This window comes from Sorangium sp. So ce128 (genome assembly GCF_051525245.1).
In the GTDB taxonomy this organism is placed as follows: domain Bacteria; phylum Myxococcota_A; class Polyangia; order Polyangiales; family Polyangiaceae; genus Sorangium; species Sorangium cellulosum_B.
In genome coordinates, this window is the sequence record NZ_CP150313.1 from 10,093,866 (window position 1) to 10,119,374 (window position 25,509).

General features: G+C 71.2%; 19 protein-coding genes. 4 read left to right on the forward strand and 15 right to left on the reverse strand.

Annotation, left to right across the window (positions count from 1 at the left end):
* Positions 1-86 precede the first annotated feature (86 nt).
* Positions 87-887: a hypothetical protein gene (locus tag WME82_RS38290; RefSeq protein WP_438039373.1), complete on the reverse strand. Its 801-nt coding sequence runs from the start codon at positions 885-887 to the stop codon at positions 87-89.
* Positions 888-1,191: 304 nt separating this feature from the next.
* Entirely contained in the window at positions 1,192-5,166 is a 3,975-nt protein-coding gene (locus WME82_RS38295) for a serine/threonine-protein kinase (protein WP_438039374.1), read from the reverse strand.
* A gap of 872 nt (positions 5,167-6,038) precedes the next feature.
* On the opposite strand from WME82_RS38295, the gene WME82_RS38300 reads away from it, so the two are divergent.
* Positions 6,039-6,446, forward strand: coding sequence for a hypothetical protein (locus tag WME82_RS38300; RefSeq protein ID WP_437741470.1), 408 nt, complete (start codon positions 6,039-6,041; stop codon positions 6,444-6,446).
* A 207-nt stretch (positions 6,447-6,653) separates the two neighbouring features.
* Here the strand turns inward: WME82_RS38300 and WME82_RS38305 are convergent, their stop codons facing one another.
* Both WME82_RS38305 and WME82_RS38310 read right to left on the reverse strand, forming a co-directional pair.
* Positions 6,654-7,106: a LamG domain-containing protein gene (locus tag WME82_RS38305; protein WP_438039375.1), complete on the reverse strand. Its 453-nt coding sequence runs from the start codon at positions 7,104-7,106 to the stop codon at positions 6,654-6,656.
* Between the two features lie 119 nt (positions 7,107-7,225).
* The gene (locus tag WME82_RS38310) at positions 7,226-7,492 is read right to left on the reverse strand and encodes a hypothetical protein (protein WP_438039376.1); all 267 of its coding nucleotides are present in this window, start codon (positions 7,490-7,492) and stop codon (positions 7,226-7,228) included.
* Positions 7,493-7,914: 422 nt separating this feature from the next.
* On the opposite strand from WME82_RS38310, the gene WME82_RS38315 reads away from it, so the two are divergent.
* Positions 7,915-9,951, forward strand: coding sequence for a right-handed parallel beta-helix repeat-containing protein (locus WME82_RS38315; protein ID WP_438039377.1), 2,037 nt, complete (start codon positions 7,915-7,917; stop codon positions 9,949-9,951).
* A gap of 13 nt (positions 9,952-9,964) precedes the next feature.
* Here the strand turns inward: WME82_RS38315 and WME82_RS38320 are convergent, their stop codons facing one another.
* The 7 genes from WME82_RS38320 to WME82_RS38350 all read right to left on the reverse strand — a co-directional run bounded on the left by WME82_RS38320 (position 9,965) and on the right by WME82_RS38350 (position 18,716).
* Positions 9,965-10,837 carry a DNA-formamidopyrimidine glycosylase family protein gene (locus tag WME82_RS38320; RefSeq protein ID WP_438039378.1) on the reverse strand — a complete coding sequence of 291 codons (873 nt, stop codon included), beginning with the start codon at positions 10,835-10,837 and terminating at the stop codon, positions 9,965-9,967.
* Positions 10,838-10,927: 90 nt separating this feature from the next.
* The gene (locus WME82_RS38325) at positions 10,928-13,669 is read right to left on the reverse strand and encodes a hypothetical protein (RefSeq protein WP_438039379.1); all 2,742 of its coding nucleotides are present in this window, start codon (positions 13,667-13,669) and stop codon (positions 10,928-10,930) included.
* Between the two features lie 491 nt (positions 13,670-14,160).
* On the reverse strand, positions 14,161-14,901 hold the full coding sequence (locus tag WME82_RS38330; RefSeq protein ID WP_438039380.1) for a phytanoyl-CoA dioxygenase family protein: 741 nt from the start codon (positions 14,899-14,901) through the stop codon (positions 14,161-14,163).
* A 32-nt stretch (positions 14,902-14,933) separates the two neighbouring features.
* A complete protein-coding gene (locus WME82_RS38335; protein ID WP_437852869.1) occupies positions 14,934-15,233 on the reverse strand; it encodes a hypothetical protein in 300 nt (99 codons plus the stop codon).
* A gap of 251 nt (positions 15,234-15,484) precedes the next feature.
* Entirely contained in the window at positions 15,485-16,129 is a 645-nt protein-coding gene (locus tag WME82_RS38340) for a DUF2267 domain-containing protein (RefSeq protein WP_438039381.1), read from the reverse strand.
* 358 nt (positions 16,130-16,487) lie between these two features.
* On the reverse strand, positions 16,488-17,630 hold the full coding sequence (locus WME82_RS38345) for a PAS domain-containing protein (protein WP_438039382.1): 1,143 nt from the start codon (positions 17,628-17,630) through the stop codon (positions 16,488-16,490).
* A 174-nt stretch (positions 17,631-17,804) separates the two neighbouring features.
* On the reverse strand, positions 17,805-18,716 hold the full coding sequence (locus WME82_RS38350; protein WP_438039383.1) for a LysR substrate-binding domain-containing protein: 912 nt from the start codon (positions 18,714-18,716) through the stop codon (positions 17,805-17,807).
* 99 nt (positions 18,717-18,815) lie between these two features.
* On the opposite strand from WME82_RS38350, the gene WME82_RS38355 reads away from it, so the two are divergent.
* Complete coding sequence (locus tag WME82_RS38355) at positions 18,816-19,709, forward strand: SDR family oxidoreductase (RefSeq protein WP_438039384.1); 894 nt, start codon at positions 18,816-18,818, stop codon at positions 19,707-19,709.
* On the opposite strand, the gene WME82_RS38360 is transcribed toward WME82_RS38355, so the two are convergent.
* From WME82_RS38360 to WME82_RS38375, 4 genes are all read right to left on the reverse strand, one after another.
* Positions 19,710-20,537 carry a SagB/ThcOx family dehydrogenase gene (locus tag WME82_RS38360; protein WP_438039385.1) on the reverse strand — a complete coding sequence of 276 codons (828 nt, stop codon included), beginning with the start codon at positions 20,535-20,537 and terminating at the stop codon, positions 19,710-19,712. It lies immediately after the preceding gene.
* 127 nt (positions 20,538-20,664) lie between these two features.
* Positions 20,665-22,056 (reverse strand): YcaO-like family protein, encoded by a 1,392-nt coding sequence (locus WME82_RS38365; RefSeq protein WP_438039386.1) that lies wholly within the window; start codon positions 22,054-22,056, stop codon positions 20,665-20,667.
* Complete coding sequence (locus WME82_RS38370; RefSeq protein ID WP_438039387.1) at positions 22,053-23,039, reverse strand: TOMM precursor leader peptide-binding protein; 987 nt, start codon at positions 23,037-23,039, stop codon at positions 22,053-22,055. The genes WME82_RS38365 and WME82_RS38370 overlap by 4 nt, the downstream gene beginning before the upstream one ends.
* Before the next feature lie 172 nt (positions 23,040-23,211).
* Positions 23,212-23,337, reverse strand: a complete 126-nt coding sequence (locus WME82_RS38375; RefSeq protein WP_437741485.1) for a hypothetical protein — start codon at positions 23,335-23,337, stop codon at positions 23,212-23,214.
* 603 nt (positions 23,338-23,940) lie between these two features.
* On the opposite strand from WME82_RS38375, the gene WME82_RS38380 reads away from it, so the two are divergent.
* On the forward strand, positions 23,941-25,476 hold the full coding sequence (locus tag WME82_RS38380) for a hypothetical protein (protein ID WP_438039388.1): 1,536 nt from the start codon (positions 23,941-23,943) through the stop codon (positions 25,474-25,476).
* The last annotated feature ends 33 nt before the right edge of the window (positions 25,477-25,509 follow it).

Genomic DNA, 25,509 nt, shown 5'->3' on the forward strand with positions numbered 1-25,509 from the left:
CAAGGAGGCGGCGCGTTCGCTCGGCTCCGATCGGGGCTGCCGAGGGAGAAGACGACCGGCGGCCCCTCTCCCCGGGAGGGCGAGGGTCACCGAAGCGCGGTGGTGATCACATAGCGCGTGTCGCCGAACTCCGGATCATCGCATTCCTTGTAATACTCCCCGGAGCGGTTGAGCTTGCCGCAGTACTCCTTGCAAACCCCGACGATCTCGATCATCCCGCAGCCCTCGAGATCGCCGTCCGCGTCGAGCTGGCCCGCGGCGCAGTCGCGCTTCGCCGCGCGCGCGACATCGACGTTCGCCGGGTTGTAACAGGCGCGCAGGTACGGCGTCTCCGTGAAGAGGTTCCCCCAGAAGGCCCCTTCGACATGAGGGTACTCGTCGAGCTCGCCGCACCCGACCTCGTGGTGCAGCGGATTCTGTCGGGAGCGCATCGAGATGCTGACCGAGACTCCATAACGGTTCGTGTGGGCGGCGAGGCACGCGGAGACCATCCGCTTGCCCTCGTCGTCGAGCGGGCGCCGGTCCCACCGAGGCGCGAGGCCGAGGTGTCCGGGATAGACCTCCTTGTGGATCGCGCCCGCGCTGTCGGTCCAGGAGAAACGGAACGACTGGGACTCCTTGAGCGCGCAGCTGACCGTGTACTTCACGAGCGACCGGAAGAGATCGCCGCTCGCGCCAGGATCCCTGAGAGCGGAGGCCGCCACCGGGCTCAACGCGTTCGCGCTCAGCGCGTTGGCGCTCAGCGCGTTGGCGCTCAGCGCATTCGCGCTCAGCGCATTCGCGCTCAGCGCATTGCCGCTCGCGAGCTCGCCAGCGCTCGATCCGAGCTCCTCTGTTTCATCCCCCGCTTCGAGCGCCTGCTCGGGCGCGATGCAGCCGGTAGCCACGAAAAGGATGCCTGCGCACCCAAGTACAGCCCTGGTTTTCACGTGATGAGACCTCAGGTAGCGAGCCAAGGGGAGCGCCCACGCTCCCCGATCACAGCACGCCCTCCGGCGCGTCGCTCAACACAACGACAGCCGGGAACTCTCCACGTCAACGACCAGGGTACGGCAAACCACTTCGACTGTCAGCTATTAAATTGCACGTCCTCCGCGGATTCCTCCGTGGGACAGCAACGCTTCGTCACGTTCCGTCACGTTCCGTCACGTTCAGTCACGTTCGGCCACGTTCAGTCACGTTCGGCCACATTCAGTTCCGGCCGTTCCGCCCAGCTCCGACAGCTCCGACCCACTGCGATGCGAGCTCCAGGGTGCGGGCGTTGTCCGGAACGTGGGAGAGAAAGCGCCCGCGCCACTCGGGATCGCGAACGCCGGCGGCCCGGTCGAGCAGCTTGTCGCGCGCCGAGGAGATGGCGACCGCCGCCCTGGCCGCGTCGCCGACCGCGGAGAACGCCTCCGCGTGGACCAGTCGGATCATCGACTCGCCCTCTTCGATCCCGCCGAGCGACTCGAGCGCTGCCAGGGCCTCGCCGGCGGCCACGAGCGCCTCGGCGGCGCGCCCCAGCCCGATCAGCGCCCGGGCGCGGATCGCCATGGCCGTGACGCGGAACGGCGACGCGCTCTCCAGCGCCTCGGCGAGGCGCGCCTCGCGCTCAGCGCCCGCGAGATCGCCGGCGAGCAGGGCGATCTTTGCGAGGTACGAGCGCGACACCACCTCGGCGCGCGGGTCGCCCAGCCGCTGGCTCGAGGCGAGGGCCGCCTCCTCGACGGCCCGCGCCTCGGCGAGCCTGCCGCAGTAGGCGAGGACCTGCCCGAGGCTGGCCTGCGCCGCCGCCGCCACCTCGTGCAGACCCATCCGCTCCGTGGCCTCCAGCACGGAGCGGAGCGCCGCCTCGGCGCCGCCGAAATCGCCGAGCTCGCCGTAGGAATAGCCCAGGTTCGCGCGGGTGATGCACGCGTTGCGCCGGTCGCCGACCTGCTCGAACGCCACCAGCGCGGCCTCCAGGCCGGTGACGCAGGCGCCGGGATCGCCCCCGCTCATCGCGCGGAAAGCGCGCGCCTGGTGCAGCCCCGCGACCACCTCGGCCCCCGTGCCGGCGCCGGTCGACGCCCCGTCGCCCATGGCGCGCTCCACCTCCGCGATGAGCCCGTCGACGATCGCAGGCCGTCCGGCGAAGGCCAGCGTCGAGGCGCCCATGCAGAGGCAGGTGCTCCTCGCGCTCTCCGCGCCTTGCGAGGCGGTGACGACGACCGCCGCGCCCATCCACCGCTCCACACGGTCGAAGCCGCCCAGCTTGCTCGCGGCCGCGACGGCCTGCGTGACGGCCGCGAACCATGGCGCCGAGCCGGGCGCGAGGTGCCGCGCCGCGTCCGTCCCCCGCTGCTCGGCCAGCGCGAGGTCGCCACGCCACACGTGCGCCTCGGCCTGGACCAGCCGGAGCGCCCCCACCACCGCGGGCTCCGGCGCGCACTCGAGCCCGCGCTCGGCCCGCGCGATCGCGGCGCCGAGATCGTTGCCCTCCAGGGCGTGCTGCGCCGCGCGCAGGTACGCCGCCGCGGCCCGCGCGGGCACGGCGCCGCGCTCGAAGTGCTCCGCGAGCGCCATCGCGTCGGGCTCGCCCGCGCCCTCCAGCCAGGCGCCCGCAAGCGCGTGGCCCAGCCGCCGGTCGGCCTCCGTCAGCATCCCGTACGCCGCCTCGCGCACCAGCGCGTGCCGGAAGCGGTACTCGACCTCTCCGCGCAGCCGCCCGGGGCCGCGCCGGTGGACCACCTCACGGCGCTCCAGCTCCGAGAGCCAGCGCGTCACCACGGCGCCCCCGAGCAGCGCGCTCACCGCGCTCGGCCAGAACGCCTGGCCGAACACGCTCGCGGCCCGCAGCACGCGCCGCGCCTCGGCGTCGAGCGCCTCGATGCGCGCCTGCACCATCGCCAGCACCGTCTCCGGCAGGTCCGCGCCGTGGCCGGCCGCCACCGCGCGGACCTGCTCCTCCAGGTAGAACGGGTTGCCGTCCGCCCGGTCCACCAGCGTGGCCACGAGCTCGGCCCGCGCCTCGTCGCCCAGCGCGGCCCGCACCAGCCGCTCGCTCGCCCGGCGCGTGAGCGGCGGCAGCATCATCTGGTTGCCGAAGCGCCCCTGAGACAGCCCCGGAAAGGCCTCGTGCACCTCGGGTCGAGCCAGCCCGAGCACCAGGAACGGCAGATCCCGCAGGCTCCGGAGCGCCGCCTCCACCATCGTCAGGGTGGGCAGGTCGCCCCACTGCAAGTCCTCGAGGATCAGCAGCACGGGCTGCCTCGCGCACTCGGCCCGGATGAACTCCTCCCACGACAGCCGCAGCTGATCGCCCATCAGCTGCCGGTTGCGCCGCGCCGCGCCGACCCGGATGTCGTCGTCCGGGAACGGCGCGCCCAGGAGCTCGCCGAGGAAGGCGCTGACGCGCCCGACGTCGAGCTCCGGGTGGCGCTCGACCCGCGCCCTCACCTTGCGCCGGCGCTCCTCCAGCGGCTCGCCGTCGACGATGCCCATCGCGCTCCGCAGCGCGCGCGACAGGAGGCCGAACGCCGAGCCCGAGCTCATCGGGTCCCCCTGGCCGATCCACACCTCCACGTGGGCGCCGTCCGCCAGGTCGGCGCCGCCCCCGCCGCGCGCGCGGTCGGCCGCTCGCGCGTTGCGCGCCGACACCGTCTCGAGGAACTCCTGCCGCAGCCGCGATTTGCCCATGCCGGCCGCCGCGACCACCAGCAGCGCGCCGGAGGTCGACTCCTCGGTGCTCCGATCGAGCTCCGCGGTCAGCACCGCGAGCTCCCGCTCCCGCCCGAAGCACGCCACCGGCTTGCCGAGCAGCGCCGGCGCCGACGTCACCCTGAGGTCGTCCCGCGCCCCGTGAAGGAAGCGCGCGCCGCCCTCGCAGCTCGTCTCGAACCGGCCGCCCAGGAGCCCCGCCGTCACCTCGTCGATGCGGACCGCGGCGACCGCGCCCGGCTCGCCGCGCGACGGCAGGAGCTGGACCGCCCGGTCGATGAGCTCGCCCATCGGGATGCGCGACGTCAGCTCGGCCCGGCCGGTCACGAGCGAGACCTGCGCGCCGCCGAGCAACGCGCGCAGCGAGAGCGCGCAGCGCGCGGCCTGCGCCGCGAGATCGGTGGCCGCCTCGGCGCTCGTCAGCACGAGCAGCGGCGATCTCGCGTCGATGAGCTCGATCTGACCCTGGTAGCGCTCGGCGAGCGCGTAGAGCTCGTCGGCGCGGCCCGTCGCCCGCGCCTGCTCCTCCTCCTGCGAGCGCGTCACCTCCTCGGGCGCCGAGCGCTCGTGCGCGAGCACGAGGCACGTGACGCGCCGCTCGCTGCTCGTGAGCTCCAGGACGGGCGCCAGCGCGGCAGGGTAGGCGCCGTCCGCCGCGCCGGCGCGGCTGAGGTCGATCGCGCGGAGCTCCTCGGCGACGGCCGCGCCGTCGCGGGGCCGCCCATCTGGCTGCTTCGCGAGCATCCTGGTGACGAGGACGTCGAGCTCGCCCGGCAGATCCGGGCGGACCTCGCGGAGGCGCGGCGGCTCGTCGAGCAGCACCTTGACCATCACGGCGAGCGCCCCGGCGCCCTGGAAGGCGGCGCGCCCGGTGAGGCACTTGAAGAGCACGCAGCCGAGCGCGAACACGTCGGCGCGGGCGTCGACGCGCCGCTCGCCGCGCGCCTGCTCGGGCGCCATGTACTCCGGGGTCCCGAGGACGGTGCCCGGCAGGGTGAGCTGCTGGTCGATCCGGAAGCGCGCGATCCCGAAGTCGAGCACCATGGCACGATCGAGCCGCCCCTCGACGAGGAGCAGGTTGCTCGGCTTGAGGTCGCGGTGCACGACGCCCTGCCCGTGGAGGGCGCCGAGCGTCTCCGCGATCCGCGCGACGACGTCGACGCTCTCGGCGGGGGTGAGCCCTCGCCGCGCGATGCGCTCGGCGAGCGTCTCCCCGGCGAGCCACTCCATCACCATATACGGCTTGCCGCCCGCCGCGACGCCGTGGGCGATGTACCGGACGACGCCGGGGACGCGCAGCGCCGAGAGCACCTCCACCTCGCAGGAGAAGCGGCTGAGCTCACCCTTGTCGGCGCGGCGAAGCACCTTGAGAGCCACCGTGTCGCCGCTTCGCCGGTCGCGCGCCCGGTAGACGTGCCCCATCCCGCCCGAGCCCGCGAGGCCCTCGATCTGGAACCGCTCGTCGACGATCTCTCCGACGCGCATCAACGGCCGTGAATCCAGCGATATCACGCGCGCCGCCCTCCTGGTCTGGATACAGGCCCGGGATGGTAGGGCGACTCACCTCCAGCGCGACCACGACCGGATCGAACGCGCGATGCGACGCGTCAGGGCTGGAGTCTCACGAAGAACACGCCGGCGCGCTCGGGGAGGACCGGCTCCGCGCACGCGCTGGCCGCCCGCCGGCGCGAACGAGGGGTTCTCGACGGATACGTGCGGGTGCGCAGGCCGTCCGGGTGGTGCGCCGAGCGCAGGTAAGCCCTCGACGACGAGGGCGCCCGTGATGGGGGAACGGCGCCGGCGCCGGAGAGGGCGCCGCCGGGTGCCGTGTTCTGCGGGCTCGCTTCAAGGCATCTGAAAAAGCCATCGAGGAGCGCATCTCGCCATGTCGATAAGCTACGTAGTCGCGTCATGTCGATGGGTGGGTCTTGCGCATCGCGAACCTCGTCATTGCGCCGGCGAAGGGACCCGCCTGCGCCATCGACGAACGCGAGACCCCGCCGACGACGCCCAGGGTGGGCGCGCTGGAGCGGCGCGGAGGCGGCGCGCGCCCGGAGGGCGGCCCTGAGGCGCGCTCGCCGGCGGGCCGGCACCCCCGCCCGCCGCGTGGCGTCGGGACGTCCGCGCGGCGTGAGCGCGGACGGAGACGGCGCTGGGCGGACATCATGAATGAAGTTTTTCTCTCCTGACGTTATCTTCGCCTCGGCCGCGTTTGTGATGAAGATCTTGTCCCCCGACATCGTCTCCGCCTTGGCGGCGTTCGCGAGCTGGCTCGGCGACCAAGGTGGCTGTTGACTTCCACGCCCGGAACTGCAATGTCTCTCGCTGCGCTTGCCCTTACCCACAGGAGACGTCGGATGTCGATGAGCAAGAAGCTGATGAGTGCCGTGTTGATGACCGTCGGCATTGGCTTTGCTGGAGCCGCGTGGGCTGCTGGCGGGACCGCGGACCTCCCCGCTTCCGTCGCCGAGAAGAAGGATTTCGGCTGCGGTGCAAAAGGACAGAAGGCCTGTCCGATGCAGGGCTGGATGAAGTCGGTGATGCAGTCGGCGACCACGAGCGGCGACGCCGCAAAGATCGCGGAGGCGCTGGAGTACGTGGCGAAGCGGCCGCCGAAGGGCATGGACAAGTGGGTCGCGATCACGAACGACGGCATCGCCAAGGCCAAGAAGGGCGACATCGACGGCGCCAAGGCGAGCTGCAAGACCTGCCACGATCTGTACAAGACGACGTACAAGGAGACGCTCCGCGACGCCCCCTTCTGAGGCGCTCCTCTCCTCTCTCGCTCTCTTCCCTCCCTCCGCTCATCCTTCCGCGCGCCGCGAGCGCGCCTTCTTCGGGCAGCCCTGGCCGGTCACGCCGGGCCTCGCCTGTCGATCTGCTGTGACGGCCATGAAGCCGGCCCGCGGCGACGGCCATGAGCCGGCCCGCGGGCCAGAGCCCCCCGTTGGGCGCGCGCCGGACCGTGCAGCTCAGCAGCCGCCGCCGGCAGCCGCGCAGATCTCCTGGGGCGTGAGCGTCCGGCCGAAGATGCGGAGGCTGTCGATCAGCCCGTTGAACTCGTCTTCCCCCGAGGGCTCGTCCGAGCCGATGTGGACGGGCTGTTCGCCGGAGGCGATCACCGGGCCAGAGGGGCTCCGGTCGACCTCGACGCCGTTCACGTAGAGGCTCTGCGTCTGGCCGTCGGAGAGACAGGCGACGTGCGTCCACTGCCCGGGAACGATGGGGGAAGTCACGTTCCGCTCGACGCCCATGGTGCAGCGGATCTGTCCGCCCGGCATCAGGAAGAGCGAAGGCTTCCCGCCGCTGTCGATCACGGTGTATCGCCGCTTGTCGGGGAGAGAGGCGGGGTTGATCCAGACATCGATGGTCATCGCGGAGGCGGTCCATGCGGCGTCGTGGCGGAAGTAGAGTTTGCTCCCCATCGTCACCGAGAGCGCCTGGCCGGCACGGCCAGGCGCATAGTGCAGGCTGCGCACCCGCTCGGGCGTGAAGTGATGCTGCGAGGCGTCGTCGGGGTTGCCCTCGAACGCGAAGCACGCGATCAGCGATGGAGCTGCCGCCCCGCACAGCGGCTTGGGAGCGCCAGCGGGCTCTTCGACCTGAGCGCCGCCGGGTTCTTCGACCGGATCCCCGCCGGGCTCTTCGACGGGAGCGCCGCCGGGTTCTTCCGTCGGCGTTCCGCCGGGTTCTTCCGCCGGAGCGCCGCCAGGCTCTTCGACGGGAGCGCCGTCAGGCTGTCCGGCGATGGCTCCGCCGGGCTCTCCGGCGGGAGCGCCGCCAGGTCCTCCGGGTTGAGCCTCGGATTCACCTGACCCGCCTGTGCCTTTCGTGTCGAGGGCGCAGCCCGGCAGCGACAGAAGAAGCACGGCGACGCCGGCCAGGCGATGTGCAGAGTGATGGGATTTGCAAAGCATGCTGCGTTTCCTGCGGGGCGCTCAGCGTAGCTCAGAACGCCGCTCCCTGTCACCGTGCCTCGCACGAAGGCTCGACTCGCGCCGGCGCGCCGCACGCCGATGCAGTGAGAAGAAAAATGCACCACAGAGGCGCAGAAGAAGAGGCGCGGAGTGCGTCGCGGTCGCTCGCTGCTCTCTCCTGTGGAGCCTCCGCGTCTCCTGGGTCGCGTTCGAGCAAAGAGAAGACCGCGAGCGCGGACGGGCCGGCGTTTTTTTACGGTGGTGGACGACAAGTAGACCGTTGATCGACGTCGTGGTCCGGTTCATGGACGGATTCATGGACCGACACGGGGCTCCGCTCCTGCTGCTCACGGCGACGTGGCTCCTGGCTGGCTGCGACAGGGAGGCCCCCCCACCTCGGCCGGACGCGACGCCTGACGGCGGCGGAGGAGGAGGGGCGGCCGCGCCGGGGTGCGCGGCCGGCGAGCGCACGACCGATTCTGGGTGCGAGCCCGCGGGCATCCCGCCCGAGGCCTGCGGCGCCGGCTTCACGCCGGGCGACCGAGCGTGCGCGCCTGTCCTGCCGGATGCCCCCTGCCCTGCGGGGACGATGGCCGTGCCGGGCGAGACCGCCTGTCGCGAGGTCGCGCCGTGCGGTGAGGCGCCATGGGGCGACATCGCCCTGGACGAGGAGACCCAGCACGTCGACGGCGCCTATGCAGGGGGCGACTCCGATGGCACGCCGGAGAGGCCGTGGACGACCGTCGGCGAGGGCCTCCGCGCGGCCGCGCCCGGCGCGGTCGTCGCGATCGCCGCGGGTACGTATCCAGAGGACGTGATCGTCGACAAGCCAGTACGGCTGTGGGGGAGGTGCCCGGCGCTCGTCGAGATCGCCGGGGCGGGGCCGGACACGGCCGCGGCCATCGAAGTCGGCGCGGGCGCCGACGCGGCCGAGATACGGGGCGTCGCGATCCGCAGCGCGGGGCAAGGTATCCTGGTCTCGGGCTCGAGCGGCGTCGTGATCGACGAGGTCTGGGTGGCCGGCGCGGGCGCCCAGGGCATCAAGGTGGACAACGAGCAAGGCCCGGCGGCGCTCACCGTCCGTGGCTCGCTCGTCGAAGGGGCCCATCGGGTCGGCGTGCACAGCGCGGGCGCCGAGCTCGCCCTCGAGTCGTCCGTCGTGCGAGGAACCCTCGAGTCCGGCGAGGTCGAGGGGACGGGCGTCGGCGCGAACAGGGGAGAGGGCAACACGCCGGCCTCGATCACGGTACGCGCATCCATCATCGAGCAGAGCCACGGAACCGGCGTGTACCTCATCGCCTCCGAGGCGCTCGTCGAGGACAGCGTGATCCGCGACAGCACCGGAATCGACACCAGCGCCGCCGGGATGGGCGTGCTGGCCATCCGGAACAGCCGGGGCCAGCCGAGCCAGGTGACCTTGAGGCGCAGCGTCCTCGAGGCCAATGAGGAGGCGGGGATCTGGGTCCAGGGCTCGTCCGCCGTCGTCGAGGATACGGTCGTGCGCGACACGCGGCCTTACCCGGACAAGCTGGCGACGGGGTGGGGCGTCTATATTGCCGCCGACCTCGAGGAGGGCCTGCGCTCCGAGGCGACCCTGCTGCGCGTGGTCGTCGAGCAGAGCCGCTACGTGGGCGTCGCGATCCTGAGCTCCGACGCCTCGCTCGACGGCGTGCTCGTGCGCGACACCCTGCCGCGCGACGGGGACGGGAAACACGGCGTCGGGCTCGCGGTGGCCTCCCGCGGCCCGCTGCGCGGCGACGTCACCGCGCGCGGCTCCGTGGTCGAGGGGAGCCGCACCGCGGGTGTCTTCATCGAGGGCGCCGACGCGACGCTGGAGCGGGTCGCGGTCCGCCGCACGCTCCCGCAGGCGTCGGACGGGCGTTTCGGCCGGGGGATCGAGGTCCACGCGCTCGGCGCACAGGACGGGCGGAGCGGCCTCGTGCTCCGGTCGTCGCTCGTCGAGGAGAGCGTCGATTCGGGGCTCGCCCTCTTCGGATCTGCGGCCACCCTGGAGGAGACAACGGTCCGCGGCACGCGGAGCTCAGCCGATGGGCTCCAGGGAAACGGCGTCACGATCGTCAAGGACCCCGGCGACTCGGAGGCCACGTTGACCGGCGTGCGCATCGAGGCGAGCGACGGCGCCGCCGTCGCGAGCTTCGGCGCGTCTGTGGCGCTCGCGCGCAGCACCATCGAGTGCAACTTCATCGATCTCAACGTCGAGACGGAGAGCGGCACGGCGGGCAAGATCACCGACGGCGGCCAGAACCAGTGCGGCTGTCAGGGCGTGAGCGTCCCGTGCAGGGCGAAGAGCGCGGGGCTCGCGCCGCCGGAGCCGCTGCCGGAAGCGCTGTGACGCCGGCCTCGCCTCAGCCCGGCTCCCGCCTGGCGCGGCGCGGATCCCCCGCTGCGCTCCTCCGCACCTCCGGCTGGCAGGCCGGGCAGAAGATCGCGTCGTGCCCGTGGACGCTCGCGCGACGGAGCTTGTCGCCGCAGCGCGGGCACGGCTGGCCCGGGCGCCCGCGGACCTTGAGGAAGTCGCGCAGCCGCTCGTCCAGGGCCGGCGCGCGCCGGGCGATCGTCCGGGTCGCGTCGCCGAGGACACGGGCGATCGCCACGTGGAGGCGGTCGGTCTCCTCCTCGGAGAGGCTCTGGACCGTCGCCTTCGGGTGGATCCTTGCCTCGAAGAGCACCTCGTCGGCGTACGAGTCTCCCATGGAGTCGAGCGCCGTCCCGTCCATCAGGAAATCCTTGGCGAGGTCGCGCCGTCCGCGCGCGGCAGCGCGGAACGCCTCCTGCGTGAACACCCGAGGATCGAGGACGTCGAGACCGACGCGCTGGAGCCCGGGGATCCTGTCGAAATCGCCCCGCGCGAGCACGTAGACCTTGCTCATCTGCACGTCGTCTCGGACCCTGAGCTCGCGGCCGTCCCCGAGGGTCAGCGAGAAGGCGAGATCGGTTGGAATCCGCGTCTCTCCTGGCCGCGTGATCGAGAACCGCCCTGCCAGCATCGGGGAGATCACGAGATCGAGCGCGCGCGCCCCGTCGAGCTCGAAGACCACGGCGTGCGCCCGCCGCGCCACGCGCCGGATCTCCGCGCCCGGCAAGAGCGCGTCGAGGCGCTCCGGGAGCAGGACGTGCAGCACCACCGAGTTCTCGGCCCGCGCCGCGGCCACGGCCGCGCCCGCGAGCTCGCGCGCGAGGATCGGAACGACGTACTCCAGGTCCGGGCGCTCGGGCACGCCTCCAGGATACAGATCTCGCCGCGAAGATCGCGCGACTTCGGGCGAGGCGCGAAAAAGAGGCGCGGCGGCGCGCTGATCACGCGCTGATCACGTGCTGATCCGCGGGGACTCCTCGCCGAGCGCTGCGTCGCCCCGCCGCGGCCGCTGCGCCCCCTGGATCACGAGATCCTGGCGCCGTGCGAGCGCGTACACGACGCGGATGAGCGCCGTCTTGAAGGCCTTCTCCGGCGGCGGGTTCAGGTGCACGACCCGGCGCTCGCCCGGCTGCGCGACATGGCTCGCGCGCCGCGGCTCGCCCCGCTGCGCGACGGGGCTCGCCCCCCCGGGCTGGTCCTCCTTCGGCTCCTCGACCTCCAGCGCGATGGGGATGGCGCCCCGGGGCTCGAGCGCCGCCCGGATGTCGTCGAAGCGGAGCTCGTCGCCCGCCTGCCCCGCCACGTCGGGCGGCGGCGCCTCGATGCGGACGAGGTCCTGCCCGCCCTCGCCGAGGAGCTCATCGTAAAGAGCCGTTACTCCCGGCACGAAGGCGCTGTGGACCATGAAATAGTTCTTGATGCGCTCGGTGCTGACGAGGCTGACCCGCACGGCGAAGCCGCACTTGTCAGGGGCAAGGAGGCTCCGGACGTGCTCGCCCTTCGCCACCGAGGAGAACTCCGCGAGCACGTGCAGCGCCCTGCCGTGCGCGAGCTCCCGGCTCGCCAGCGCCCGCGCGAAGCGGATGACCCGCATCGCCGTGCGGGCGTCGCGATCGAGCCCCTCGGGCTCGCTCAGGAACACCGCCGCGGAGAGCGGCGCGCCGCGCGCCACGCAGCGCACCGCGAGCGAGGCGAGGTCGTGCCCGTGCTGCGTGTACACCGTCGCGCTGCCCCCGCGCGGGAGCGAGAGCATCGCCCCGTCCGAGCCCGGCGGCGCGCCGCTCGGGCCGGGCGTCACGCCGAGCGAGGCGAGCCGATCGGGGAGCGGCATCCGCTCGTCCCCGCGCTCCCCGAGGACCAGCGTCACCTCGACGCCCGGCACGAACCGCGCGAGCGCGTGCAGCAGCGAGGGCAGCGCGGCGCTGTACCCGACGATCAGCACCCGCTCGATCTCGCCGAGGTGCAGCGAGAGCTTCGCCGCCCACTCGTGCGCCGCCGTCGCGCCGTCCGACGCCGCGGCGCGCTCGATCCCCCGGCCCCTGTAGAGCTCTCGCCCGTAGTCCAGGAGCGGCGCATACGTCGCCGATACGCCGATGAGCCCCCTGAGCCGCTGCGCCGGCACCCGGCCCGCCCGCGCGCCGAGGGCCCACGCCGGCGACCCCTCGGGCGGATCGAGCAGCGGATTCAGCCACGGCACGAGCCCCTCGACCGACACGAGCTTGCCCTCCTCGCGCTTCGGCACCGCCGCCTCGTCCCCGAGGAACACCCCCGCGAGGATCACCTGCTTCTCGTAGGCAGCGCGCGCCATGTCCGAGAACGAGAGCTCGCGCTTCGGCGCCTTGCCGAGCTTGCCGACGGCGCAGACCGCCTCCTCGCCCAGGAAGATGTGCGTGTAGAACTCGGAGCCGTCCGCGGTCATGAGGTCGGTGTAGAGGGACTCCACGCCTGGCGTGAGCAGGTGCTGGCAGAGGAAGAAGCCGAGGAACCGCTGCATGTCGAGCGGATGTGTCCCGGGCCCGCCCACCTCCTGGATGAGATCGCGGTTCTTGCTCTCCTGCACCTCGACGAACACGTGGCCGTGCGGGTTCTGCGTCCGGAACGAGGAGAGCGTCATCGCCGTCAGGGCGTCGGCGTCGGGCCCCGCGTCGGGCCGCGCGAGGATGAGCGCCCGCTTCGCCTCGGCGGCGCCCACGAGCTCGAGCGCCTCCGGCTGCGCGCTGTCCCCTTGGCGGTAGCTCACCCAGCGCATCCCCGGCGCGTAGAGGTAGGCGGGCGGGTCGTCCTCGGTGCCGAGGAGCGCCATCCGCGGGAGCGCGTGGCGGGTCGGCGGGGGCCCGCGGCGGAGGAGCCACTGCCAGAGCTCCGCGAGCCGGATGCTCCGGAGCGCGCGGTGGCGCTCGTACAGCCGGACGAACTCCTGCACCAGCATCTCGGCCTCGTGCACCGGGCCGATCACGAGCGCGTGCCCCGCGTAGCGGACCGGCCGCCGCCGCGCCGCGCGCACGACCTGGTCGACCACGTTGGCGCCGATGCCGATGATGAACGACGTGATGAAGACGCCCACCATGGTGAGGCCGAGCGAGACGACGGCCACGACGGGGTGAACCCGGAGGTTCTCGACGAGGTTGTCGGCGCTCTCGATCTGCCGGAAAGACCACCAGATCCGGTCGATGAAGTTGGTGTCCGGGGTCGGGCCGCGGCCATCGTAGTCGTGCGTGATCGCGAGGTGGCTGAGCAGCACGGAGGAGCCGAACGCGAGCCCCCAGACGGCCAGCGTGACGAGCCCGAACTGCTCGAGCAGCTCGCGCCGCGTCATGATCGCGTAGAGGTCGATCGCGATCTCGCGCGTGAAGCGCAGGAGCAGGAAGAGCCGCGAGAGGCGCAGCATGGGGAGGGCGTGGGCGGCGTGCACGTCGAGGATCCGCTCGAGCGGCAGGAAGCTGACCCAGGCGATGATGTCGAAGGCGAAGAGGAGCACGTCGAGGCGCGACCGCCCGTCCCCGCGCTGGTGGAGGAGGACGGCCCGGAAGAGGAGCTCGACGCCGAAGATCGCCAGGAAATACGGGCGGAGCTGCTCGTCGAGGCCCTGGATGGGCAGGACCGAGACGAGGATCAGGAGCGAGATCGCGGCCTTGACGGGGCGGGTCTCCAGCCCGCCGGCGAGGCGGTGGAGCAGGGGCAGGCGGGGCGCCATGGGCGGCAAGGATAGGCGACCTCGCGCGCGGCTGCTGTAAGCTCGCCGGGTGCCTGCTCGTCGATCGCGAGCCGGTCACGCGCGCGGAGGCCGCCGCGGCGCTCGCGAGGTCGGGTCCGGGCTCAGAAGAACGCCCAGCCCACGGTGGCGCTCAGGCGCAGCTGATCGATGGACGTGAACCACAGATCGTGGCGGGACGAATGCTACGTCCGCGTCTTTTCTCAACAAAAAATACTGTGGAACGATGGGGAGCTGCATGGACCACGCGAGGAGCATCCGCGGGCCACCCATCTCGCGGAGGCCTATCCCCACGTCGCCGCCGACCTCGGACGGCAGCGCGGCGAGCATCAGCCATCCCGCTTCCTCGCTCATCGTGGGATCCGCGCGCGCGGCGCACGGCGCAAAGACGAGGGCCGCCGCGACGGCCACGCCGGCACCAGCATGCGCGAGAGGGCGGGCGCCGCGGTGGCCGGGCGACGGACGGCGGCACCTCAGATCGCCGGCAGCGTCCACCGACGCGCGGTCGGACGAGCAAAGGTGTAGAGGGCGTCGATCGTGCGACGCGGAGGAGCTCGAAGGTAAGTCGCGCGGTGAATGGACCACGCGTGGAAGATACACGCGTCTCCGGCGCGCAAAGCGACGCGCGCGGCGTTCGGCATGTCCGGCGTGGTCCGATCGGCGCCCCTGCGGATCCGGAGCTCGTCCGGCGTGTCCCAGCGGGCGTGGGACCCGGGGACGATCTCGAGCCGATCGTCGTCTTCCAGGGCCACCCTGAAGTGGACCGATGTCGTCGTCGCGACGATGGCGCGCTCGATTTCTGGATCGGATTGGCCGAACTGGCTGTCTCGGTGCCAGTCCCCGTCCCAGTCGCGCCTGGTCTGCTCGTGGTAGTAATGCGCGTCCTTCAGGCGCGGGACGTCTTCCTCTCTTTCTCCCGCTCCCGCGCGCGAGAGGCCGGCGAGCAGCGCGCAGACGCGCCGGGAGCCGACGAACGCGGAGATGAGCTCCAGCGCGCAGGGATCGTCCTGAAAGCAGGTCGCGCCGTCCGTGAGGAGCGAGATCCTGGGGGTCGAGTGACCCGTCTCCCGGGAGAGCGCTCGTGTGCGGAGGAGCGCGGCGTCGCACGCGCGGCGGAGCTCGGCGCGCTCGGCGACGTCGAGGAAAGCGCGCATGATGAAGAAGCCTTGCGCGCGAAAGGCGTCGATTCGATCTCTCGTTGACGTGCTCATCATGACCTCGCGACACCCGGGATCGCGGAGATCACTCAATGGATGGCCCGAGGCCCACGCATCGCCAGGGCGATGAGGGGGCTTTGAGGGAACGGCCGCGGGCGATGGCGGCTCGAGACGACGAGACACGCGAGCCGCCCCGCGATCTCGAACGTCGCGAGCGCGGCCGGCGCGCCGAAGTAATCGATCGGCACGAGATCGATGTTTCGCGCCGCCTTCGGCGTGGAACGCTCGTCCAGGATCTGCGCGAGCGCCTTCTGGTAGCTCTCGCCGGTCCGGGCCATCCTGGCGCGGACGTCGGCGCGCAGCTTCTTGTGGTGGTGGCGGTTCCCCATCGGCCCTGTCCAGGTGATCTGCCGAGATCGGTCCTTGTCGGCCGGCACCGACGGAAGAGCGGCAGCATCACGAGCGAAGACCGCCGAAGGGCAGCGCCCTCTTCGCCCCTCGCGGAGCCGTGCCGGCGGCGAGCGAGGAGCCGGGCCCGGAGCAGCCCGCAAGGCGAAGTGTTCGCGGGAGCACGGCCGCTGTCAAGCAGGCGCCAGAGGCCCCCGCGCCGGGTGGGGCCGTCCGCGCTGCGGTTCGCGGCTCAGCGCTGCGTCTCGCTGACGGGGTGCTCGGGGCCGGGGCGCCCGTCAGCCAGCGTCTCTTGGAGGCGCTCCTGCGTCAGCCCCGGGCTGCTCGACAGCCTGGTATCCGCGTGGGGATCGTCCGATCGGGCGACCGACTGCGCATGGGCCCTCTCGGGGCGCGCCTCGCTCAAGGGGTGACGGCTGCCGGGCCGCCCCGTCGCGAGCGTCGAGCCCTGGCCGGTCTCGGGCGGCGATGCGGCGTGCGCCGGCCGCGGCGGGGGCGCTCCGGCCGAGCGCGGCGCGAAGAGGTCCGCCCAGTCCGGCAGGTGCCGCTGGAGCCGCACGCGCTCGGCCTCGGGCAGCGCCTCGCCGATGACCTGGCACACGGCCTGGGCGTGCTCCATGCCAAAGCCGCGCGGCGCGCCCTCGCGGCGGGCGATGCGGTCGTAGAGCTCGTCGCGATCGAAGTCGCCCTGGTACGTGGCGCCGCGCACCGCGGCGGCGATCGGACCCGGCAGCCCACCGGCGACCACGGCCGCCTCCTCCACGAGCAGCCGCTCGCCGAGCGTCCGTGCTGTCACCGCGATCGCACGCTCGGCCTCGTCGCGGCCCTCGAAGCCGGCGCGGCGCTGCACCTCCTCGATGAAGCGGTCGTAATCCATGAGGGGCCTCCTTCGGGAGAGGATCCCTGCGAGGCCCGTGCCAGGCGCGTGCCGAGAGCGGCGACCTCAACCTGGGTCCGGCCGGCGACCTCAACCTCGGCGACCTCAACCTGGGTCGGGTCGTCCGGCGACCTCAACCTGGGTCGGGTCGTCCGGCGACCTCAACCTGGGTCGGGTCGCCCGACCCAACCTGGGTCGGGTCGTCCGACCTCAACCTGGGTCCGGCCTGCGACCTCAACCTGGGCCCGGCCTGCGACCCCAACCTGGGTCGGGTCGTCCGCAACCTGGGTCGGGTCGTCCCACCCCAACCTGGGTCGGCGACCCCAACCTGGGTCGGCAACCTCCCGGGTCGGCAACCTCAACCTGGGTCGGGGCGCCCGCCTCTGGTCGCCTCACGCAGCGTGAGCCCGATACAGTGCCTCAGGCCCGCCTGGAGGTCGGATAGCGTCGTGATCTCGGCAAGATCGATCCCGAGCGAGACGATCGTCTGAGCGACGCTCGGCCGGATCCCGGTGATGATGCCCTCCGCGCCGAGGAGCCGGATCGCGCGGACGAGATCGACGAGGTAGCTCGCGGTCTTCGTGTCCACGGCCTCGACCCCGGTCAGGTCCAGCAGCGCATGGCGGGCCCCGGTGCGCACCACCGCCTGGAGCAGGCCGTCCATCACCTCCGCCGTCCTCGCGCTGTCGACCACGCCGATCATCGGGAGCGCCAGCACGCCCTTCCAGACCTGCAGGATGGGTGTCGAGAGCTGGCGGATGACCTGCTGCTGCCGCTCGATGATCGCCAGCCTCTCCCGGAGCTCCCTCTCCGCGCGCCGTGCCTCGGTGAGATCGAGAGTGATGCCGACCACCGAGTCCACCTCGCCCCCCTCCCCTCGGACCGGGACGAACCAGTTCTCGATGGGCTTTCCGTCCGCTTCCATGACGTTGTGCATCGGCTCCCCTCGAAGTGCCCTCCGCAACCCCCCGGTCTGGTGCTCCTTGTAGATGTCGAAATTGTTCAGCCCCACGAGCTGTCCTGGCTTCATGCCGGCCGCCGCGAGCGCCTTGCCGTCGTAGTAGGTGAACACACCGCTGGCATCGCAGGCCCAGACGACGACATCGAGGTTCTCGACGAGGGCACGGAGGATGTGCTGGTGCTCCGCCTGACGCCTGGACGCCTCGAGCTCGGCCGTCACATCGCGGCCGATGCACACCACGCCCGCCGCCTCGCCCCGCGCACCGAGCACGCGGTGATGAACCCACACGACGGCCACGTCGCCCCCGTCCCTCCGGGCGTGACGCAGGCGCTGCTCCCCGCTGTCCTCGTCGAGCAGCCGCCGCCACGACCCCGCGCCCTCGGGGACAGCGAGCAGCTCGGCGATGGATCGACCCATCGCCTCCTGCCTCGAGAACCCGAGCTGCCGCGCGGCGCTTTCGTTCCACGCCGTGATCGCCAGATCCAGCCCGTATTCGACCACCGCGAGCGGCGATCGCGCGAGAGTGTCGTGTGCGCTCATGTTCAGGTGCCCCGCCCGCGATGCGCCGGCGGCCTCGGCTGTGCAGCCTAACCTCACGACCTGTCGGCAAATCAAGCCTTAAGGGGCGCCCGCGTGGAGGCGCGGATCACATCTCGTCGCGGCGCTGCCGTGGGTCCACTACGTGTGTAATGTTCGCGACAACCCGATGGGGCGCTAGCCCTCACCGGCGCGGCCCGCGCGCGCCTTGAGCTGCATCCGCAGCGCCTCGACCACGTGATCGCGCAGCGCGACGGTCTTCCTCGGCAAGTGCTGGCCGCTCGGGAACACGAGGAAGACGCCGCCCGTCGGCGCCGTCCAGCGCGGCAGCACGCGGACGAGCGCCCCGGCGAGCACGTCCTGCTGGACGAGGAAGGTCGGGAGCAGGCCGATCCCACCGCCGTTGCGCACCACCTCGCGCGCGAAGAACCCGTCGTTCACGAGCCACCGGACGCGGAGCCGCGCGCGGGCGCGCGACACCTCGTCTCGCCCGAACGGGCTCGTCTTGATGAGCGCCACGCCATCGTGCCCCGCGAGATCCTCCAGCGTCCTCGGCGTCCCCCGCGCGGCCAGGTACGCGGGCGAGGCGTAGAATTGCAGGTGCAGCTCGCCCACCTTGCGCGCGACCAGCGTCGAGTCTCGCGGCTGCTTCGCGAGGAACCGGAACGCAGCGTCGTACCCCTCTTTCACCAGATCCACGGACTGCGTCGACAGGTGCATCTCCACCGTGATGCGCGGGTAGCGGCGGCAGAAGGCGGCGAGGATCTCCGCCAGCACCTCGGTGGCGAAGTCCGCCGTCGCCGTGAGGCGCAGCGTGCCCGACGGCTCGTCCTCGAGCTCCGGGAGCCCCTCGATCGCCTCGGTCAGCGCCTTGAGCCGCGAGCCGAGGCGGTCCACCAGCGCGTGCCCGGCCGTCGTCAGCGCCACGCTGCGCGTCGTCCGCTGCAAGAGCCGCACGCCGAGCGACGCCTCCAGCGACGCGACGCCCCGGCTGACCGTCGACTTGGGCACCCCCAGCCGGCGCGCCGCCTCCGTGAAGCTCGCCGTCTCGGCGACCGCCGCGAAGACGGAGAGGTGGTTCAGATCCATTGTTCCCATTTCGGTACACAGTAGCCAGTTTCTGCGTGTTGCACCAGATTCGAGACAGCGGCAAATATCCGCCCAACCTCGTCACAAGGAGCTCTCACCATGTCTCAGCCTCTCCTCGTCACCGGCGCGAACGGCCAGCTCGGGCGGCGCGTCGTCGATCTCTTGCTCGCGCAGGGCGCAGGGCCGCTCATCGTCACGACCCGGCACCCGGAGAAGCTCGGTGAGCTCCGCGCCCGCCGCGTCGAGGTGCGGCGCGCAGACTTCGATGCTCCCGCGTCGCTCGCGGAGGCGTTCGCCGGCGCGGCGCGCCTGTTGCTCATCAGCACCGACGCGCTGGACCGCCCCGGCCGGCGCATCGCGCAGCACCGGAGCGCGCTCGAGGCCGCGGCGAAGGCGGGCGTGCGGCACGTGGTCTACACGTCGCTGACCAACCCCGGGCCGGGCTCGCCGATCACGATCGCGCCCGACCACCAGGTCACCGAGGATGCCCTCGCGGAGAGCGGGCTCGGCGCGACCGTCCTGCGCAACAACCTCTATACGGACTTCCTCGTGGCCTCGCTGCGGCGCGCGCTGGCGACGGGCCAGCTGGTCGCTGCGGCCGGCGACGGCAAGGCCGGGTATGTCACGCGCGAGGACTGCGCCCGCGCCGCGGCCGCGGCGCTGGCGGCCGATTTCGATGGCAAGCGCGTGCTCGATATCACCGGGCCGTCGGCTGTGTCCCAGCGCGAGCTCGCGCAGATCGCCTCGTCGGTCACAGGCAAGTCGATCGACTACGTCCCCGTGCCGCGCGATGCGCTGGAGCAAGGCATGCAGAAGGCCGGGATGCCCGCGGCGATCGCCGGGCTCCTCGCCTCCTTCGACGAGGCGATCGCCCGCGGAACCCTGGATGTGGCGACGAGGGCGGTGGAGGAGCTCACCGGCAAGCCCGCGGAGGACGTGCGGAGCTACCTTGCGCGCCACCGGGCAGCGCTGCTCGCGCCGGTCGAGGCCTGATCAGGCGGGAACACCGATGGCGAGCGTGTAGACGACAGACTCGTTCACCCCATCCATGCCGAGGAGATCGTCGATGCCGCGGTCATAGTAGCCGCCCAGCGGAACGCCGCCGAGCTGAAGCGACTGGGAGGCCAGCAGCACGTTCTGCGCAAGATGCCCGGCCTCGATCAGCGCGAACCGGTACCCTCGGAGGCCGTATTTGAACCGGTTTCGCCTGAACATCGCCGCGATCAGCAGGACCACGCACGCGCCCTTCACGATCCCGGGAGCGACCATGGATCCGCCTATCTCTTCCCGGCAGTCGCCAGCCCGCACCTGCTCCAGGGCGTGCTGGAAGGGGTCGTAGTGGTACACGCCAGAGGCAACCCCGTCGACCCCGAGGACGGCGCAGTAGAGATCCAGGGGGTAAAGCGCGCCTCCGGACGGGACGGTCCGCATGGTCATCGGGCTCGCGGGGACCGTGTGGGTGATGCCGTACCCGGCGTACACGAGGCTCGAGAGCGCCTGCGCGTCGATTCGCGCGCCGCTGAACTGGCGGATCGATCTGCGCTCCCGAAGGAGCGCCGTCAGGCCCACATCGGGCAGCGCCGGTCCTGGCAGTCGAATCGCCTCGCCGAGCACATACCGCTTGGTTGACCTCGCCGTCGAGCGCCGGAGCTGCGCGCTCGTCTCCAGGAGCGTCCTACCAGCGGCCTCCTCGCCGAGGATGCCCGGATGGAGCTTGGAAGCCTCATGGTATGTCTCCGCCGGATCATCGAGCTCCACCTGGTCTCCATAGACCAGCTCCGCGACATTGACCGTGGCCGCATCGGCTTGACTCAATTTCATCATGTCCCCCTGTTGCCCCGGTCAGCGCGCCACGGCGCCGTGCCGCCGTCCAGCGCGATCCGTCTCTTCAGCTCGTTCGACGACGGACGCCGTGGATGACGCCCGCTCGTCCCTCTCTCGCATGAGCTCACGGGAACGGGTGCGGATGGACGTTGATGTCTTCAAACGAGAGAGGCCGGGCGCGGAGCCCCGCCTCGTACGCCGCATGATAGAGCCGCTTGCCGCCGAGGAACCGCGCGGTGTGGGGCGCGTCCAGCCGGCAGAGCTCCGGGCAGATCACGCGCACCACCCACAGCCCGGCGTCGCGCACATCCGGCGAGGTGATGTCGACGAGGTACGCACCGACGCCTCGCCGCGCGAGCGCTCGCACGGCCGAAGCGGTCTGACCGAGCACGTCCGTGCCCTCCAGGGGGGGCACGTCGCCGAGGTGGCGCCGCTCTCTGCTTGCATCGAGGAACGCGGAAGACGCGGAGCTCTCTCGCAGCGCATGGTAGAGCGCATGATCGTCGAACGTGCGGACTTGATGCGCCTCCAGCGCGCGCCGTCCCCTGGGCAGAGCGCTCAAGAGCTGCTTCGCCAGCACCCTGGTCTGGAAGGCTTCGCGCAGCGCCTTCCGTGCAGCCTCCTGACCGGTCGCCGCGCTGGCAGCGCCGACGGTCAGCGCGGGCTGCCCGGCCAGGGTGCATCGCGTCACGCCGATGGCGGTCGGCACGCGGAAGAAGACGCTCGCGTCGAGCGCGGCATAGTGAATGCCCGCTGGGGCCGGAACCACGCGCTCGTCATGACGAAGCGAGTCGTCTCCCTGCCAATCCAGGAGCGGCAGCTCCAATCGGTTGTTCCATGCGAGCATGAACGCGTCGCGCTCGATGACCTCCATCAGCGCGCTGAACGCAGCCTCTTCCAGCGTAGCGCCCAGCGCGGTCCCGCTGCTCGTCGAGTAGGCGATCTGCGCCTCGCCGCGCGCGAGGTGTGACCCCATGAACGTCAGCTGGGCCGGCAGCCACGCGGGCATCCCATCCTGGATGGACCAGCCACGCACCCACCGGACCCGGGCGCCGGAGGTGAAGGGCACATAGGGGAAGTCGCTCGACGCGTACTGCGATGGATGAAACAGGGCGAAGCTCTCCGGCTCCGGCGCTGCCCCGTCCAGCTCCTCATACGAAGAGAACACGAGATCCCCCACAGGCACATAAAACGACGAATATCGCTCGACGGCCTCGGCGACCGCCGCCACCCAGGCCGCCTCTCGATCGGGATGCACGGCGTTGGACGTGACCTCGCTCGGCGCGCCGACCAGATCCGAAAGGTCGCCCGTGTGGGCGCCAAAGTTGAAGAAGCGGCAGTCATCCGGAGCGCGGAGCAGCTCCACGGTGTCGCGCACGACGCCCGTATAGGGAGACACGAGGGTGCGCAGCCTGCCGGCGACCTCGGCGAGCGGCGTGCGTTGCGCGCGCTTCGGCGTGACGTGACCACGCGCCGGCTCGTCGCCTGGGGAGCGGAGCGGAGCAAACATGTTCATGGCTCCGTTCCTGCCTGCAGGGCGTACCAGGGGCTGGGGGCGCTCGCGGCGACGGCGGCGCTGCATGCCGAGCACCGGGGTACGCGGTACGCCATGTGCGTGTCGCTGCGGACGGTTGGACCTGGGTTGACCGCGTAAAACCGCCCTGGCAAGAGCGGGTCCCGCGAGACGATCCAGCGGGCCACGAGCAATGCGGCGAGGCCGCTCACGATCGCCAGCATGGCGCACGGCAGCGGGAAGCTGGGCGTGCTGCGCTCCAGGGCCCAGTATTGTCCGCGATACGCGACGTTCGAAGCGAGGCGCAGCCGGTAGCACTCGTAGCAGCAGGTTGCGTGCGGAAGGTAGAGCGGGCCCACCGCGGAGAACCTGCTGTCGTACGCGAGCACTTGCATCCAGGGGATACGTCGGCGCAGCGCTTCCGTGTTCCAGTGCGCCACCCAATCGAGCTCGCCTCGATCCGGAGCGACCACGACGAGGTTCGCCGAGGCCAGGTCGCCCGCCCCGGCATCGAACGACCTCCGCTGCACGCCCGTGACCCCGGAGAGGCTCACCTGGCGCGCGATCTCGTCGGCAAGAACGCCGGCACCGACGACCGCCACGCTGGCGTCGCTCAACCTTTGCTGCGTGAGGGATTCCGGCTCGTCATCGCGGTATGCCGCGTGGAAGCGGGCCGACTCCCGGACGGGCCGCGGCGCCGAGGCCCCGACCGGAGAACCGCTCGTGAGCACCCCTTTCTCGGCCAGCAACCGCAAGGCGTTCGCGGTGGCGGGCTCGATGGATCTTCCCATGTACTCGATCACTTGCTCGATCGTCCGCGTTCCATCGAGGATCGGAAGCAGCACCGGCAGCAGCTTGCTCGCGGCTTTGCCTTGAAAGCAGAGCGCCCTCTCTCCGTGCTGGAAGATCACCGCATCATCCGTGATCGCGACCCGATACCAGGTCTTGACACAGGGGAACTCAGGGACGTCGTCTAGCTTGTTCATACTCGCTCATCAGCTTCTTCGCGCTGCGGAGCTGGCGGCGAGGCCTCACGACGCCGCCAGCGCTGGCACGCAGAACGATGACTGGGGCAGTGCCCGTCAGGAATCAATGGAGCGCCGGAGGAGGCTCCTCATCTGACGAGGAGCCCTGTCCGGTCGGATAGCGTCGTCCGCATCAACCGATGCAGATGATGCTGCTACTGCTGCTGCACGCGGCGATGCCGATAAAGACGACGGACCTCGCGGCGCCATGCTCATCGACGGTGAGGTCCATCAGGTCATCGACCAACCATTCAAACATCTGCGTCCTTCTCCTGTATTGCCAGATTTCAGGTGCCGTTCGCGCGCCGCGCCTTCGTCGAAAATGCCTCGAACGGCCGCAACGGCATCGAGGACATCCGCGCCGAACTGGGGCTCTGCGGTGCTCTATTCCAAGGTGAATCTTGGAGACCTTCCATCAGTTTCCAGGCATGTTCGATTCCTTTCTTGCGTTGGCCACAGCTGGGCGCCATGGCAAGCGACGTACCAGCCGAGAACACACGCCACGCCCCGTCTCGAGATACGTGGACCGCAGCGCGCGGCGAGCATTCTCGCCCGACCCCTGCAGGACCGGCCGGGCGAGCCAGAACAGGAGCAAGCGCAATCTCCTGCGCGATCGAGCAATACCCTACCGATGCGCTGCGCTCTCGGCGGGAGATGCGCCTGCGTCGCCCTGGCTCGTCAGCCTACGCCCCGGCGTGAAACCGGCGGGCGAGCATGCTCCGCTGCCCTGACGTGGGTCGCGCTCCCCCGACCTGCTCCACCCAGCCTGGGTCGGATCGCTGCCAGCCAGAAACCGGACCGCCTCAGCTGGGGAAAGTTCCTTTACACTGCCTTCCGGGCTCCGCCCGGAGGAGGAATGTTCATGCGTCGATGGTCCGTTCTGCTGTGCGCTGCAGCTGTCGTTGCGTGTGGTTCGGGGGACGACTCGCCGGGGGACGACGCGTCGGGCGGCAGCGACACTAGCTCCGCAGGCGGTGGGAACGGGGGAAACGGCGGCTCCGGCGGCTCCGGCGGCAACGGCGGGCTCCCTGGCGCGTTTCGCTACGGCGCCAACCTCGGACACCGCAATGCGGACTGGGGCGATGACAAGGAGGCGACGCTCGCCGCGCTCGCGGGCGTCCGCAGCCTCCGCATCAAGCTGCCCGCGGCCCACTTCGCGAGGTGGGGGTACGAGATCGAGGTCGGCGACGTTCAATCCTACGCGTCCCTGGGCATGGCGGATCACATCGGATTTCTCATCGGATCCGAGTCCGTGGATCTGACCGTCGCGCCGGCCGGCGCGGAGGACTGGCAGAACGAGTACTATATCCCGAAGAGCCTTTACGAGCCGATCTTCTCGGCCGACGGGACGGTGAATCCGGGCAACGCGTGGGCCTCGTACGTGTATCGGACCGTCGACACCTACAAGTCCTGGGTCAAGCTGTGGCACGTGTGGAACGAGCCCGATTGGGTGGCAGACTGGCGCGTCACCCAGACATGGAGCACCGAGCCGCCGAAGTCCGCCGATCTCCCCCGGTTCAACGGCTCGATATTCGACTACATAAGGATGCTGCGCGTCACGAAAGAGGCCGCGCGCAAGGCGGATCCGGACGCGCGGATCGCCACCGGAGGCATCGGATACCCCACGTTCCTCTCGGCGATCCTGCGCTACACCGACAACCCCGAGGGCGGGGCGGTCACGCCGGATTACCCGGAGAAGGGTGGCGCATATATCGATGTCATCGACTTTCACTATTACCCGATCTTCAGCCCGAAGAGCTCGGACGCGTCCGTCGACGATTTCCTCGCATCGAAGGACGCCTTCGCCGCGACGCTCGCCGGCGCCGGCGTGGAGGTGCAAGGGTGGAATGTCTCGGAGAACGGCGCGCCGCTCGCGCCGACGCCGGAGTACCCGGAGGTGGGTAGCCCGGAATATGCACGCAACTACCTCATCAAGATGATGACCATGGCGCAGACGCACGGCATCGGCGGCGTCGACTGGTTCATTCTATCGAACGGCGAGGAGGGGAGCGACGACGTGTTCGCGCACATGGGGCTCTACAACGATGTCGGCGCCCTCGCCACCGTGGATCAGGCCACCAAGACCGACCTCGGCAAGGCGTACACCACCCTCAACGAGGTGCTCTTCGGCGCGTCCTACGATGACCGCGCGACCACGGAGCTCGCGCTGCCGGCGAGCGCTCGGGGCGTCGTATTCACGAAGGACGGCAAGCGCCGGATCGCCCTCTGGGCCGTGACCGCGAGCAGCACGGAGAACGCGTCCGCGAGCGTCGAGCTTGCGACGGCGACAGGGTTCGACGTCCGCGCGTGGGACGGCGCGAAGACCTCCGCCGACGCGAGCGGCGGCAAGGTGACGCTCGCCCTCTCGGGCAGCCCGGTGCTGCTGGTCGAGCGGTGACCGCCGGGCGTAGGCCGGATAAACCCGACCGGT

Coding starts and splice junctions, on each gene's coding strand:
- WME82_RS38295 (WP_438039374.1), bottom strand. CDS start 5,166: ATGCGCGTCGGAGAGATCGTCGACGAGCGGTTCCAGATCGAGGGCCTC.
- WME82_RS38300 (WP_437741470.1), top strand. CDS start 6,039: ATGTCGATGAGCAAGAAGCTGATGAGTGCCGTGTTGATGACCGTCGGC.
- WME82_RS38305 (WP_438039375.1), bottom strand. CDS start 7,106: ATGGGGAGCAAACTCTACTTCCGCCACGACGCCGCATGGACCGCCTCC.
- WME82_RS38315 (WP_438039377.1), top strand. CDS start 7,915: ATGGACCGACACGGGGCTCCGCTCCTGCTGCTCACGGCGACGTGGCTC.
- WME82_RS38325 (WP_438039379.1), bottom strand. CDS start 13,669: ATGGCGCCCCGCCTGCCCCTGCTCCACCGCCTCGCCGGCGGGCTGGAG.
- WME82_RS38330 (WP_438039380.1), bottom strand. CDS start 14,901: ATGATGAGCACGTCAACGAGAGATCGAATCGACGCCTTTCGCGCGCAA.
- WME82_RS38335 (WP_437852869.1), bottom strand. CDS start 15,233: ATGGGGAACCGCCACCACCACAAGAAGCTGCGCGCCGACGTCCGCGCC.
- WME82_RS38340 (WP_438039381.1), bottom strand. CDS start 16,129: ATGGATTACGACCGCTTCATCGAGGAGGTGCAGCGCCGCGCCGGCTTC.
- WME82_RS38345 (WP_438039382.1), bottom strand. CDS start 17,630: ATGAGCGCACACGACACTCTCGCGCGATCGCCGCTCGCGGTGGTCGAA.
- WME82_RS38350 (WP_438039383.1), bottom strand. CDS start 18,716: ATGGATCTGAACCACCTCTCCGTCTTCGCGGCGGTCGCCGAGACGGCG.
- WME82_RS38355 (WP_438039384.1), top strand. CDS start 18,816: ATGTCTCAGCCTCTCCTCGTCACCGGCGCGAACGGCCAGCTCGGGCGG.
- WME82_RS38360 (WP_438039385.1), bottom strand. CDS start 20,537: ATGAAATTGAGTCAAGCCGATGCGGCCACGGTCAATGTCGCGGAGCTG.
- WME82_RS38365 (WP_438039386.1), bottom strand. CDS start 22,056: ATGAACATGTTTGCTCCGCTCCGCTCCCCAGGCGACGAGCCGGCGCGT.
- WME82_RS38370 (WP_438039387.1), bottom strand. CDS start 23,039: ATGAACAAGCTAGACGACGTCCCTGAGTTCCCCTGTGTCAAGACCTGG.
- WME82_RS38375 (WP_437741485.1), bottom strand. CDS start 23,337: ATGTTTGAATGGTTGGTCGATGACCTGATGGACCTCACCGTCGATGAG.
- WME82_RS38380 (WP_438039388.1), top strand. CDS start 23,941: ATGCGTCGATGGTCCGTTCTGCTGTGCGCTGCAGCTGTCGTTGCGTGT.